Raw genomic sequence first — 12,179 nt, forward strand, 5'->3', positions numbered from 1 at the left:
TGTTTAGCGTCGCCGACATGACCGCTGATTCCCGTTCCTACCTCCTCCTCGTCCGCACGAGCGGCTGGTACGACCTCGTCGTCACGGCCGCGTTCGTGACCCCGTGGACGTACGCCCTGCTGCACGAGGCCCTGGCGCTCGGCCCGCTGCCCGAGGGCAACCCGGTACCGGTCCTGTACGCGAACCTCATGGGCTCCGTCATCGTGGTCTGGTCCCTGCTGCGCGTGCTGCGGCCGCTGCCCCTCCACGGTCTCCTCGACGGTGTCGCGCGCGTGCTGTTCACGACCTGGCAGGCGTACGCGCTGGCACACGGCGCGCCCGCCGTGGTGTGGCTCTTCCTCGTCGTCGAGGTGACGTTCGGCGTGGCCCAACTGGCGCCGTGGGCACGGCCGGACGCGTGGAGAAACCGTCCCGGCCTCCGTCCGGAAACCCCCTGAGACGGCGCGCGAAGCCCTCTCCCGGCCCCTGTCCCGCACCTCCGGGACAGGGCCCGCCGCCCCCTCCGCGGACGCCCGCCAAGCCCCCGTACAGCCCCGTCCGCCACCTCACCGAACAGGCTCTGACCTGGGCTTTCGCCAACGGCTCCCGTAGCGTTTCCCTGACACGGAAGGGGATCCGCATGGACCGCACGACCCGTACCGCCGAGGACGTACTCCGGCTGCTGGACGGCCTGTTCGCCGAAGACGCCGACAAGTGGCAGGGGTTCTACGAGGACCGCTCACGGCCGGTCCCGTTCTTCGTCGCCAAGCCGGACGAGAACCTGGCCGACCACCTCGGCACCGGGCTGCTGCCCACCGGCGGCCGCGCCCTCGACCTCGGCTGCGGCCCCGGCCGCAACGCGCTCCACCTCGCGGCCCGCGGCTTCGAGGTCGACGCGGTGGACCTGTCAGCGGGCGCGCTCGCCTGGGCGCGGGAGCGGGCGGACGAGGCCGGCCTGGACAACATCCGCTTCCTCCACGGCGACGCCTTCACGACGGACGGCCTGGTGGGCGACCGAGGCGCCTACGACCTGATCCACGACTCCGGCTGCTTCCACCACCTGCCGCCGCACCGCCGCGTCAGCTACCTCGCCTTCCTCGACCGCCACCTCGCCCCCGGCGGCCACTTCTCCCTGACCTGCTTCGCCGCGGGCCCCGGCGGCATGGGCTCCGAACTCCCCGACGCCGCCTTCTACCGCGACGCCTCCCTCCACGGCGGCCTCGCCTACACCGCGGACGCCCTGCGCGGCACCTTCGACGGCTTCGAGGAACTGACCCTCCGCCGCATGCACGACGAACCCGCCGGCTCGCCCCACTTCGGCGAATCGTTCCTCTGGACGGGCCTCTTCCGCCGTCCCCGGGCCGCCTGAGCCCCCTCGCGCCTTGCCGCTCCCGTCAGCCCGCCGCCCGCGCCCTCCGCGGGCACAGACAGAACGGGTGGCCGGCCGGATCCGTGAGCACGAGGAACCGCTCCGGATCCGGCTGGTACGCGGCCCGCGCCGCGCCCAGGGACAGCAGGCGGGCCTCCGCCTCCGCCAGGTCGTCCACGTCGAAGTCCAGGTGCAGCTGCTGCGGCGCGTCCTGGCCGGGCCAGCGCGGCGGGCGGTAGCCGTCGACGCGCTGGAAGCCGATCATCGGCGCGCCCTCGCGCGACACGGCGGCGAAGTCGGCGCGGTTCGCGGGATGCAGCGGAAGCCCGGTCGCCCGGTGGTAGAACTCGGCGAGGGCGAGCGGGTCGGCGCAGTCGAGGGTGATCGCGGAGAGCTCCATGATCCCCAGCCTAGGGACGGCCTTCGCCGCCCCGCCGCGAAATCCCGCTGCCGACCGTCCGCCCGCACGCCTACCCTGGCGTGCATGAGCTACACCAAGACCTCGTACGTGTGCCTCCCGTGCCGGGCCTCGTACAAGCAGGGCTACGGGCCGGAGCGCGAGCGGCACTGCCCGCGCTGCGCGCGCGTGATGATCCACGCGGGCTCGGCGTTCCAGCCGCCCCGCCGCCGCGACCGGGACGCCTGGCGGGCGCTGTCCGTCGTCCTGAACGCCGGGATCCGCTTCCACAAGAGCTGCTGCGGCGGCCCCGGCTGGCGACCGCGCACCCTGCGCGAGGTCAAGGAGCGCACCGCGTACGCCCGCCGCACGGGCGAACCCGTGGCGCGGGCGCTGCTGCGCCACGAGCTGCCGTAACGCGGCACGTCGGCCCCGAAGCTCAAGTCTCGAGACTCGGGCCTTCTTTCTACGGATCGGGCATGAGCCTGGGACCGAACCCGCCCACCCACCCTGTGAGTTGACGCTTCGCGACCGACTTGCCACGCAGCGTCATATGCCTCTAGCGTGGCGTCCGATAGTCGTGCATGACGCAAACGACCCCCAGCAGGTGCGCCAACACCTGGAGGGGGTCTCACCACCGAATCGAGAAAGCAGTCTCGACGCCATGGTTGATGCCGAGCTTAGTGCTCCCCTCCACCCCCTCGCCAACCCCGGCTACGGCAAGCGCTCCACCGGGTACGAACGCCCCCGCGCCGCCGCCGACTTCGCGCACCTCCCGCCCCGCGAGGCCGCCATCGCCGCGTACATCGACCGGCTGCCCGAGGGCAGCGACATCTCGGTGAAGACGCTGGCCAAGCACCTGCCGTACGGGCAGTGCGCACTGCGCACCGCGCTCAACCGCATCCAGCGGGCCGGGCATCTGCGGCGCGGGCGGGAGTGTCTGGGCGGGCGCTGGATCACCCGAACGTGGTTCACCCGTACGCCCCGTGACCACGTCTGGTGGGCGGCGTTCCGGCGCGGGGACGTGCCCCGGGAGCCGAAACGGCCGACGCGGTCACGGGCCTACGTGCTGCTCGCCGCGCTCGGGCGGACGAACTCCGCCATGTCCCTCTCCCACGCCGAGTGCCACGCCCTCTCCCCGCTCGTCGACGAGTGGTTCGCACGCGACGCCGAGGAGGACGACGTCGTACGCGCCCTGCTCAGCGGCCTGCCGACGCCAGTCCACCACCCGGCCGCCCTCGCCCGCCGCCGGCTGACCGACAAGCTCCCGCCGGAGCCGATCCGCAGCGACCAGATCCGCCGCCGCATGCTCGAATGCGCCGAGTGCGGCGCACCCGACTACACGGACTCCCTCGTCGACGGCCACTGCGCTCCCTGCCGCGGTGCGCCCTCTGCACCCACGAGCGGCTGCCTCCCCCGGGCCGACGTCCACGCCAGGGTCGCCGCCATCCGCCAGGAAATGAAAGGGACCCCTAGATGACCCCCGACATGTGGGGGACCCCAGGGCGTTCTCATGGTCGTCGAGGTCAGGTCCCCCGGCGCCAAGGCCCGCAATCACGACCTCGTCGAGAAGCGCGACGGTTACGCCGCCTCCGGTATCCCGGTCCACCTCCTCGTCGACCGCGAGACGACCACGCTCCACGTCTTCACCGACCCCGAGCGCGGCGCCTACCGTACCGAGGAGCCCTACCCCTTCGGCACCGCCGTCCCCCTCCCCTCCCCCGTCGACATCACCCTCGACACCGACAAGCTCAAGGACTACGTGTCCTGACCTGTACCGTCAGGCCCCCATCGCCCTCAGGTGCTCCGCCAGCCTGTCGTACTCCTCCCGCACGCCCCCCTCCATGCCCGCCGCGAGTGCCTGGTCCCGGATCTCCGTCGTCGGCCAGAAGGACGTGCTGGTCAGGGCCGTGCCGCCGTCGGGTGTGGCGTCGAAGGAGAGGGTCACGCGGACCGGTTCGGCGCCCGGCATCTGTTCGAAGACCTCGGAGTAGACGAGCCGCTCGCGCGGGACGATCTCCTCGTACACACCGGAGAAGACGATCTCCTGGCCGTCGGGAGCGCGCTGCCCCCAGCGCCACGCTCCGCCCGGCCGCAGGTCGATCTCGCAGACCGACATGGTGAGCGCGGCGGCGCCGTACCACTTCCGTACGTGCTCGGGGCGCGTCCACGCCTCCCAGACCCGCTCCACCGGGGCGTCGAAGGTGCGGGTGATGACCAGCTCGCGGTCGGCCGGCGTGGTCAGCAGCGTGATCATCGGATCCTCCCGTACGTAACGGGGCCGACTCCGTCTCCCGGTTCCCTCTCCTCGTTCCCTCTCCTCAGCATGGACCCGGCGGACTTCCCGGGCGAACCGGGAATCGAGTGAACACGTTCAACCGTCAAGCGCTATCGTGCTCCCACGCGGCCTGCGATTTTCCAACGCGCCGCTCTTCCGACCTGTGGGGGGTCCACCAGATGCGCTCAACGCGCACGCTGCCGCATGCCTTGGTACGTGCGGCAACCGTATTCGCACTTTCGGCAGGCGTCGCCCTGCCGGCCGTCGTCGCGGCTCCCGCCGCGTACGCGGCCACCGTCACGCAGACGACCACCCTGGACGACGGCCGGCTGACCCTGGCGGGGCTGCCGAACACCGCGCTCTGGGTGAAGGTGAGCGTCCTCGCCTCCGCCGACGCCGACGCCGCCGTGCTCGCCTCGACGGACGAGCTCTCGGCCACCGGCACCTACGCCTGGACGACCGACGCCCCGATCAAGCTGCCCGAGGGCACCGCCTTCGGCGACTACCCGCTCGCCGTCGAGTACCGCCTCCCCGGCGGCCTCGTCACGCGCTGGACCGGCGGGACCTTCGGCTACAAGCTCCACACCGGTGTCTCCTCGGTCGCCTTCGACCGCGCGACCACCACCTTCGACCAGCGTGACGTCACGCTGTCCGGCAAGGCCACCACCTGGAACCCGGCCACCGGCGAGCGCACGCCCGCCGCCGAGGGCACCTCGGTGAAGGTCACGCTGAACCTGACCGACGCCTACGGCCTGCCGAAGACGAAGACCGCCACCGCCACCACGGTGGCCGACGGCGCCTTCTCGCTGCCCGTCACGCCTGACGCGAAGATCACCGGCGGCACCGCCGAGGTCCAGGCCACGACCGAGGTCGACCCGGACGCCGCGCGCCAGGTGCCCGCCGTGGGCGTCGAGAAGCTCACGTACCGGATCACCTCGGACGCGAGCAAGTACCGCGTCAACGCGGGCACCGACGTCACCGTCTCCGGTCGCGTCGAGCGCCTGACCGAGGACGGCTGGAAGGGCTTCGGCGGCGCCCCGGTGGTCACCACCGGGACCGAGCAGCTGTCGTACGAGAAGGTGCTGCGGAACGAGATCGGTTCCGGCACCTCGCTCCAGGACGGCTCCTTCTCCTACCTGTCGCGGGTCCAGTACTCGACGACCGGCGCCTACACCGGTCTGCGTCCCTCCGTGTACTACGGCGAGGGCAACGATCGCCCGACCGACGTGGTCAAGCTCGCGGTGCCGCAGCAGTTCTCGTTCACCTCGACCGCGCAGACGCTCAGCCAGTTCGGTGAGCTCCAGGTGCGCGGCCGGCTGGGCGACGGCACGCGGTACTGCGACGTGAAGCCCGACTGGGTCGCCCTCCAGGTCTCCCTGGACGGCGGACGCACCTGGGGCCAGATGAAGTCCATGCCGGTGGACACGTGGTGCAACTACACGTTCAACGTCTGGGGTTACGAGAACGCCCTGTACCGGGTCTACCACCCGGAGACGGATCGTTTCGTCACCAAGACGAGCAGCCCGGTCCGCCTGTCCCGCATCCCGACCCGGATCGTCAACGTCACCATCAGCCCCTCGCGTCCGCGCACCGGCGGCAGCATGACCGTCAAGGGCCTGGTGCAGCAGAAGGTCAACGGCGTCTGGAAGGCCATGCCGGGCGCGCGCCTGACGCTCTACTACAAGCCCAAGGGCGACCCGAGCTGGTACTGGGCCAAGAAGGACATCCCGACCAACTCCTACGGCAACTTCAGCTTCAGCACCACCAACTACGGCGACGGCACGTGGGCCCTGGGCTGGCAGGAGAAGGCCGGTTACTTCTACAGCGAGTCGAGGACGATCTATGTCGATGCGCTCTGATCTCCGACGGCTCTCCGCCGTCTCCCTCGTCACGGCCCTCACCCTGGGCGCGGCGGTCGGCCCGGCCTTCGCCGAGGACGCTCCCGCCGCGAGCCCCGTGGGCATCGGCCGTGCGCTCACCAACGACGCCCAGCGCGGCACCTTCAAGGTGACCGCCTGGACCGACGCGCCGCAGGCGACCGTCACCTCCGTCTCCGCGAAGGTCCGGCAGGGCGACACCGTCCTCGCCGAGATCCCGGCGCTGGAGGAGAACACGGCGAGCCGAGGCACCTTCGCGCTGCCCGAGGCGTCCACGCTCAAGCTCACCGAGGACGGCGGCACCATCCCGTCGCTCGGCAAGTACGCGATCGACGTCACCGCCACCGACTCGCTGGGCAACACGGTGACGCGGTCCGACGCGGGCACGCTCGACTTCACGCTGAAGCCGCGGCTGGGCGACTTCACCATCGGCAACCCCAGCTGGACCGACCGGAACCTGCACCCGAAGGGCTCGCTGTTCGGCGTCCAGCCGGGCTCGGGCGACGAGGTGCCGCTGTCCGGCCGCACCGTGTCGTACGAGAGCACCGGCGGGAGCACGACGCTCGGCTCCGCCGTGACCGACGAGACCGGCGCGTTCGCCGGCGAGGCGGTCCCGGTGGCGACGCGGTACTCGTACGCCGAGGCCAGGTTCACCGAGGACAGCGCCCAGGTGCACGGCACCGCGACGTACAACGCGTACACCAGCGGGAACGAGAAGTGGTCCACGGTCACCGCCTCCGCCGACAAGGCCCGCGCGGAGTCCGGCGAGACGGTCACCATCACCGGTCAGGTCACCGACCCGGCCGCCAACGGCGTACCGCTGGCTGACATCCCGCTGTCGGCGCGACTGGGCGGCGGTCTCCCGAAGACCGTGCGCACCGACGCCGAGGGCCGCTTCAGCGTGCAGCTCGTCGCCGCGCCCGGCCGGGACGCGAACGGCTCCACCTGGTCCGGCTGGTCGGTCCAGTCGGCGGACTCGTTCGTCACCTTCTACACCAGCGGGCCGTTGGCGCTGCCCTCCGACTCCCTCACCTCCGTGGTCGGTTACAAGCTCGGGACCGACGCGCGGCTGAGCGTCTACGGCGAGCTCCGCTCCCCGTACCAGAGCTGGACGTCCACCTCGTCCCAGCAGACGGTGGTCCTGGAGCAGTCCCCGGACGGGCAGACCGGCTGGAAGCAGATCGCCTCCACCAACTTCTACAACTACAACGAGGGCCGGACCCCGTTCGTCGCCGCCGCGTGGAACAAGGGCGGCTGGTTCCGGCTGCGCCACGTCGCGAACGACTACTTCGGGGCGTCCGTCAGCAAGCCCTTCTACGTCGTCCGCACCGAGTCCCGGGTCACCGGCCTCAAGGCCTCCCAGGACCCGGTGGCCAAGGGTTCGGCGATCACGGTCACGGGCTCGCTGCAGCACTACACCAGCGGCGCCTGGCGCGGTCTGGGCTCGCAGTCGGTGAGCGTCTGGTACAAGAAGTGGGGCACGACGACCTGGAAGCAGGTCGCCTCCGGCAAGTCCTCCTCGACGGGCGCGGTCTCGCTGAAGACCACGGCGACCGCCGACGGCTGGTACCAGATCCGTTACTACGGCGACGGCACCCACTTCCAGACGTTCAGCGGCCAGGACTGGGTCGACGTCCGCTGAGCCCCTTCCCGTAGGCCCCGGATTCCCGCAGGTCCCGGAAGCACTTCCCGGAAACCGCGGAATCCACGGGACCACGGAACCCCGGAAACACTGAAGGGCGGCACCCTCTCGGGTGCCGCCCTTCGGCGTTGCTCAGGAGATCCGATCCGTCAGGATCAGAAGTCCATGTCACCGCCCGGCATGCCGCCGCCGGCCGGCGCGGCGGCCTTCTCCGGCTTGTCGGCGATGACGGCCTCGGTGGTGAGGAACAGGGCCGCGATGGAGGACGCGTTCTGCAGCGCGGAACGGGTCACCTTGGCGGGGTCGATGATGCCCTCGGCGATCATGTCGACGTACTCACCGGTCGCGGCGTTCAGGCCGTGGCCGACGGGCAGGTTGCGCACCTTCTCGACGATGACGCCGCCCTCGAGACCACCGTTGACGGCGATCTGCTTCAGCGGAGCCTCCAGGGCCAGCTTGACGATGTTGGCACCGGTGGCCTCGTCGCCGTCCAGCTCCAGCTTCTCGAAGACGGAGGAGGCCTGCAGCAGGGCCACGCCACCACCGGCGACGATGCCCTCCTCGACGGCCGCCTTCGCGTTGCGCACGGCGTCCTCGATGCGGTGCTTGCGCTCCTTGAGCTCGACCTCGGTCGCGGCACCGGCCTTGATGACGGCGACGCCACCGGCGAGCTTCGCCAGGCGCTCCTGGAGCTTCTCGCGGTCGTAGTCCGAGTCGGAGTTCTCGATCTCGGCGCGGATCTGGTTCACGCGACCCGCGACCTGCTCGCTGTCACCGGCACCGTCGACGATGGTGGTCTCGTCCTTGGTGATGACGACCTTGCGGGCGCGGCCCAGCAGGTCCAGGCCGGCGTTCTCGAGCTTGAGGCCGACCTCCTCGGAGATGACCGTGCCGCCGGTGAGGATGGCGATGTCGTTCAGCATGGCCTTGCGGCGGTCGCCGAAGCCCGGGGCCTTGACCGCGACGGACTTGAAGGTGCCGCGGATCTTGTTGACGACCAGGGTCGACAGGGCCTCGCCCTCGACGTCCTCGGCGATGATCAGCAGCGGCTTGCCCGACTGCATGACCTTCTCGAGGAGCGGGAGCAGGTCCTTCACCGAAGAGACCTTGGAGTTGACGATGAGGATGTACGGGTCCTCGAGCGCGGCCTCCATGCGCTCCATGTCGGTCGCGAAGTACGCCGAGATGTAGCCCTTGTCGAAGCGCATGCCCTCGGTGAGCTCGAGCTCCAGACCGAAGGTCTGGGACTCCTCGACCGTGATGACGCCTTCCTTGCCGACCTTGTCCATGGCCTCGGCGATGAGCTCGCCGATCTGGGTGTCAGCGGCGGAGATGGAGGCGGTGGAGGCGATCTGCTCCTTGGTCTCGACCTCCTTGGCCTGGTCGAGCAGCGCACCGGAGACGGCCTCGACGGCCTTCTCGATGCCGCGCTTCAGGGCCATGGGGTTGGCACCCGCGGCGACGTTGCGGAGGCCCTCGCGGACCAGGGCCTGGGCGAGAACGGTGGCGGTGGTCGTACCGTCGCCGGCGACGTCGTCCGTCTTCTTGGCGACTTCCTTGACCAGCTCGGCGCCGATCTTCTCGTACGGGTCCTCGAGCTCGATCTCCTTGGCGATGGAGACACCATCGTTGGTGATCGTGGGGGCGCCCCACTTCTTCTCGAGGACGACGTTGCGACCCTTGGGGCCGAGGGTGACCTTGACGGCGTCAGCGAGCTGGTTCATGCCGCGCTCGAGACCGCGCCGGGCCTCCTCGTCGAACGCGATGATCTTGGCCATGTGAAGTGGTCCTCCCGGACATGGGGTGGATAACGCTCCTGGACCGCGCCGACGCCCGCGACGGACGGCCCGCGCTCCTCGTGGGTTCCTTCCCCACTCGGTCCGCGACCTCGTCTGCCCGATCCTCGTAAGCACTCTCACCTTCAGAGTGCTAACGCCAATGATTAGCACTCGCCCTAGGAGAGTGCAAGCGACTCAGGAGGATCGACCACCCTCCGGTCACCCGCGGGCCCACGCTCCGGCCACCGGTGGACCCGCGCGCCGGCACCGGTGGACCCGCGCGCCGCCACCCGTGGGCGCACCCGCCGGTCCCCCACCCGCACATGCCGCCGACCTCCACGGACAAACGCGCGAGGGGCCCGCATCCAGGTCAGGATGCGGGCCCCTCGACGGAAGTGCGTCGGTGGCCGATCGCGCCGCGCTCAGACGGCGAGCTTGACCATGTCCGCCTGCGGACCCTTCTGGCCCTGCGAGATCTCGAACTCGACCCGCTGACCCTCTTCGAGGGTGCGGTACCCGTCCATCTGGATCGCGCTGTAGTGGACGAAAACATCCGCACCACCGTCGACCGCGATGAAGCCGTAGCCCTTCTCCGCGTTGAACCACTTGACGGTGCCCTGAGCCATGCCTAACTCCCCTATTACTGGCCCTTGCGCGGGACCGCACTTCGCGGACCCGGGTCAGACCCTGCGCCGGAACGCGTCGACCGCGGCTGAATGTATCTGCCCAACTGCCCTCTGCAACAGGTCAATCGGACGAGAATTCTGGGCACCCCGGAAAGGGGAATTGGGGAGATTACGCTGAATTCCGGGGCAAGTCGGGCCCGGCAAACGGCGCAGATGGGGCACAAGGCGCGGGCACTTTGGCTGCTTCTTGTCAGGTCGAGGCGCATTCTCATATGCGTCTGGCATGGGCAGCGGAGGGGGCTTCCCCAACTCTATCGCGCTCAACCATGCAGAATTGCCCCTTCCGCTTCTTCCCGCGGAAGGGGCAATTCAGTACTGACCGGTAAGGGTCGGCCTTTACGGATCGGCGCTGACGGATCAGCCGCTTACGGACCGGCCTCTTACGACTCGTCCGCCGAGGGATCGGCCGCTGACGAATCGGTAGCCGATCGATCGGCCGCAGACGGAGCGGTCGCCGACGGATCGGCCGTTGACGGAGCGGTCGCCGACGGATCGGTCGCAGACGGAGCGGTCGCCGACGGATCGGTCGCAGACGGCTCAGCAGCCTCCGGCGACCGCCGGGATGATCGAGACGCCGGCGCCGTCCGGAGTCGCCGTCTCCAGACCCTGCTCGAAGCGCACGTCGTCGTCGTTCACGTACACGTTGACGAAGCGGCGCAGCTTGCCCTGGTCGTCCAGGACGCGGGCGGCGATGCCCGTGTGGTTCTTCTCCAGGTCGGCGATGACCTCGGCGAGGGTCGTGCCCTCGGCGGGGACCTCGGCCTGGCCGCCCGTGTAGGTGCGGAGGATGGTGGGGATGCGGACGTTCACGGCCATGTCTTCGTAACCTCTCGGCGCGTCGGGCGGGTCAGTGGGCCAGGCCCGCGTCGCGGAACGCGTCCAGGCTCGGGCGGATGGTGGCGGTCGCCTGCGAGCTGTCGGCCACAGCGTCCAGGGTCTTGAGGCCGTCGCCGGTGTTGAGGACGACCGTCGTCAGCGTGGGGTCGAGCAGACCGTTCTCGACGAGCTTGCGCGTCACGCCGACGGTCACGCCGCCCGCGGTCTCGGCGAAGATGCCCTCGGTGCGGGCGAGGACCTTGATGGCGTCGACGACCTGCTCGTCGTTCACGTCCTCCACGGCGCCGCCCGTACGGCGGGCGATGTCGAGGACGTACGGGCCGTCGGCCGGGTTGCCGATGGCCAGCGACTTGGCGATGGTGTTCGGCTTCTGGGGCCGTACGACGTCGTGGCCGGCCTTGAAGGCCGCCGACACCGGGGAGCAGCCCTCGGCCTGGGCGCCGAAGATCTTGTACGGCTTGTCCTCGACCAGGCCCAGCTTGACGAGCTCCTGCAGACCCTTGTCGATCTTGGTGAGCTGGGAGCCGGAGGCGATCGGGATGACCAGCTGGTCCGGGATGACCCAGCCGAGCTGCTCGCAGATCTCGTACGCGAGCGTCTTCGAGCCCTCGCCGTAGTACGGGCGGAGGTTGACGTTGACGAAGCCCCAGCCCTCGCCGAGCGGGTCGCCGATGAGCTCCGAGCAGAAGCGGTTCACGTCGTCGTAGTTGCCCTCGATGGCGACCAGGTCGCCGCCGTAGACACCGGCCATGACGACCTTGCCCTGCTCCAGGTCGTGCGGGATGAACACGCAGGAGCGGAAGCCGGCCCGGGCGGCGGCGGCGCCGACGGCACCGGCCAGGTTGCCCGTGGAGGAGCAGGAGAGGGTGGTGAAGCCGAAGGCGCGCGCGGCCTCGATGGCCTGGGCGACGACCCGGTCCTTGAAGGAGTGGGTCGGGTTGCCGGAGTCGTCCTTGACGAACAGCTTGCCGGGCTCGACGCCGATCTCGCGGGCGAGGTTGTCGGCCTGGACGAGCTTGGTCCAGCCGGGGTTCAGGTTGGGCTTCTCCGCGACGTCGGCGGGGACGGGCAGCAGCGGCGCGTAGCGCCAGATGTTGGCCGGGCCGGCCTCGATGCGCTTGCGCAGCGCCTCGGGGTCGCCGGTCGGCAGGTCGTAGGCGACTTCGAGCGGGCCGAAACACAGCTCGCAGGCGAAGATCGGGCCGAGCGGGAAGGTCTCACCGCATTCACGACAGGAGAGGCCGGACGCGGGACCGAGGTCGACGGTGGTACCGGGAGCAGAGGTTCCGGAAGCGGGTGCGACGGTCTGTACAGCCATTGGAGGCGAGGCCCTTTC

12 protein-coding genes and 1 pseudogene are annotated in these 12,179 nt (G+C 70.2%); 7 read left to right on the forward strand and 6 right to left on the reverse strand.

Annotated elements, in window-relative coordinates:
- The first annotated feature begins 17 nt into the window (after nucleotides 1–17).
- Together ACFY8W_RS12195 and ACFY8W_RS12200 are read left to right on the forward strand one after the other, a co-directional pair.
- Nucleotides 18–437 carry a hypothetical protein gene (locus ACFY8W_RS12195; protein ID WP_391103472.1) on the forward strand — a complete coding sequence of 140 codons (420 nt, stop codon included), beginning with the start codon at nucleotides 18–20 and terminating at the stop codon, nucleotides 435–437.
- A gap of 182 nt (nucleotides 438–619) precedes the next feature.
- Entirely contained in the window at nucleotides 620–1,348 is a 729-nt protein-coding gene (locus ACFY8W_RS12200; protein ID WP_391103474.1) for a methyltransferase domain-containing protein, read from the forward strand.
- Between the two features lie 25 nt (nucleotides 1,349–1,373).
- On the opposite strand, the gene ACFY8W_RS12205 is transcribed toward ACFY8W_RS12200, so the two are convergent.
- Nucleotides 1,374–1,748 (reverse strand): VOC family protein, encoded by a 375-nt coding sequence (locus ACFY8W_RS12205; protein ID WP_391103477.1) that lies wholly within the window; start codon nucleotides 1,746–1,748, stop codon nucleotides 1,374–1,376.
- An 84-nt stretch (nucleotides 1,749–1,832) separates the two neighbouring features.
- On the opposite strand from ACFY8W_RS12205, the gene ACFY8W_RS12210 reads away from it, so the two are divergent.
- The 3 genes and pseudogenes from ACFY8W_RS12210 to ACFY8W_RS12220 all read left to right on the forward strand — a co-directional run.
- On the forward strand, nucleotides 1,833–2,162 hold the full coding sequence (locus ACFY8W_RS12210; RefSeq protein WP_391103478.1) for a deoxyxylulose-5-phosphate synthase: 330 nt from the start codon (nucleotides 1,833–1,835) through the stop codon (nucleotides 2,160–2,162).
- Nucleotides 2,163–2,409: 247 nt separating this feature from the next.
- Complete coding sequence (locus ACFY8W_RS12215; protein ID WP_391103480.1) at nucleotides 2,410–3,225, forward strand: hypothetical protein; 816 nt, start codon at nucleotides 2,410–2,412, stop codon at nucleotides 3,223–3,225.
- Between the two features lie 30 nt (nucleotides 3,226–3,255).
- A pseudogene (locus ACFY8W_RS12220) lies at nucleotides 3,256–3,516 on the forward strand (Uma2 family endonuclease); the annotation flags it as partial.
- A 9-nt stretch (nucleotides 3,517–3,525) separates the two neighbouring features.
- On the opposite strand, the gene ACFY8W_RS12225 reads toward ACFY8W_RS12220, so the two are convergent.
- Complete coding sequence (locus tag ACFY8W_RS12225; RefSeq protein ID WP_391103482.1) at nucleotides 3,526–4,002, reverse strand: SRPBCC domain-containing protein; 477 nt, start codon at nucleotides 4,000–4,002, stop codon at nucleotides 3,526–3,528.
- A gap of 230 nt (nucleotides 4,003–4,232) precedes the next feature.
- Here ACFY8W_RS12225 and ACFY8W_RS12230 point away from each other — a divergent pair, with 230 nt between their 5' ends.
- The gene (locus tag ACFY8W_RS12230; RefSeq protein ID WP_391103484.1) at nucleotides 4,233–5,882 is read left to right on the forward strand and encodes a hypothetical protein; all 1,650 of its coding nucleotides are present in this window, start codon (nucleotides 4,233–4,235) and stop codon (nucleotides 5,880–5,882) included.
- A complete protein-coding gene (locus ACFY8W_RS12235) occupies nucleotides 5,872–7,542 on the forward strand; it encodes a hypothetical protein (RefSeq protein ID WP_391103486.1) in 1,671 nt (556 codons plus the stop codon). Before ACFY8W_RS12230 ends, ACFY8W_RS12235 begins: the two co-directional genes overlap by 11 nt.
- A 155-nt stretch (nucleotides 7,543–7,697) precedes the next feature.
- On the opposite strand, the gene groL is transcribed toward ACFY8W_RS12235, so the two are convergent.
- The 4 genes from groL to thrC all read right to left on the reverse strand — a co-directional run bounded on the left by groL (nucleotide 7,698) and on the right by thrC (nucleotide 12,161).
- Nucleotides 7,698–9,320, reverse strand: coding sequence for a chaperonin GroEL (gene groL, locus ACFY8W_RS12240; protein WP_128985003.1), 1,623 nt, complete (start codon nucleotides 9,318–9,320; stop codon nucleotides 7,698–7,700).
- Nucleotides 9,321–9,742: 422 nt separating this feature from the next.
- A complete protein-coding gene (locus tag ACFY8W_RS12245; protein ID WP_005315736.1) occupies nucleotides 9,743–9,946 on the reverse strand; it encodes a cold-shock protein in 204 nt (67 codons plus the stop codon).
- A gap of 597 nt (nucleotides 9,947–10,543) precedes the next feature.
- Nucleotides 10,544–10,822 carry a MoaD/ThiS family protein gene (locus ACFY8W_RS12250; RefSeq protein WP_391103488.1) on the reverse strand — a complete coding sequence of 93 codons (279 nt, stop codon included), beginning with the start codon at nucleotides 10,820–10,822 and terminating at the stop codon, nucleotides 10,544–10,546.
- A gap of 31 nt (nucleotides 10,823–10,853) precedes the next feature.
- The gene (gene thrC, locus ACFY8W_RS12255; protein ID WP_391103491.1) at nucleotides 10,854–12,161 is read right to left on the reverse strand and encodes a threonine synthase; all 1,308 of its coding nucleotides are present in this window, start codon (nucleotides 12,159–12,161) and stop codon (nucleotides 10,854–10,856) included.
- Nucleotides 12,162–12,179 lie beyond the last annotated feature (18 nt).

It is taken from the genome of Streptomyces sp. NPDC012637 (assembly GCF_042954805.1).
Lineage (GTDB): Bacteria > Actinomycetota > Actinomycetes > Streptomycetales > Streptomycetaceae > Streptomyces.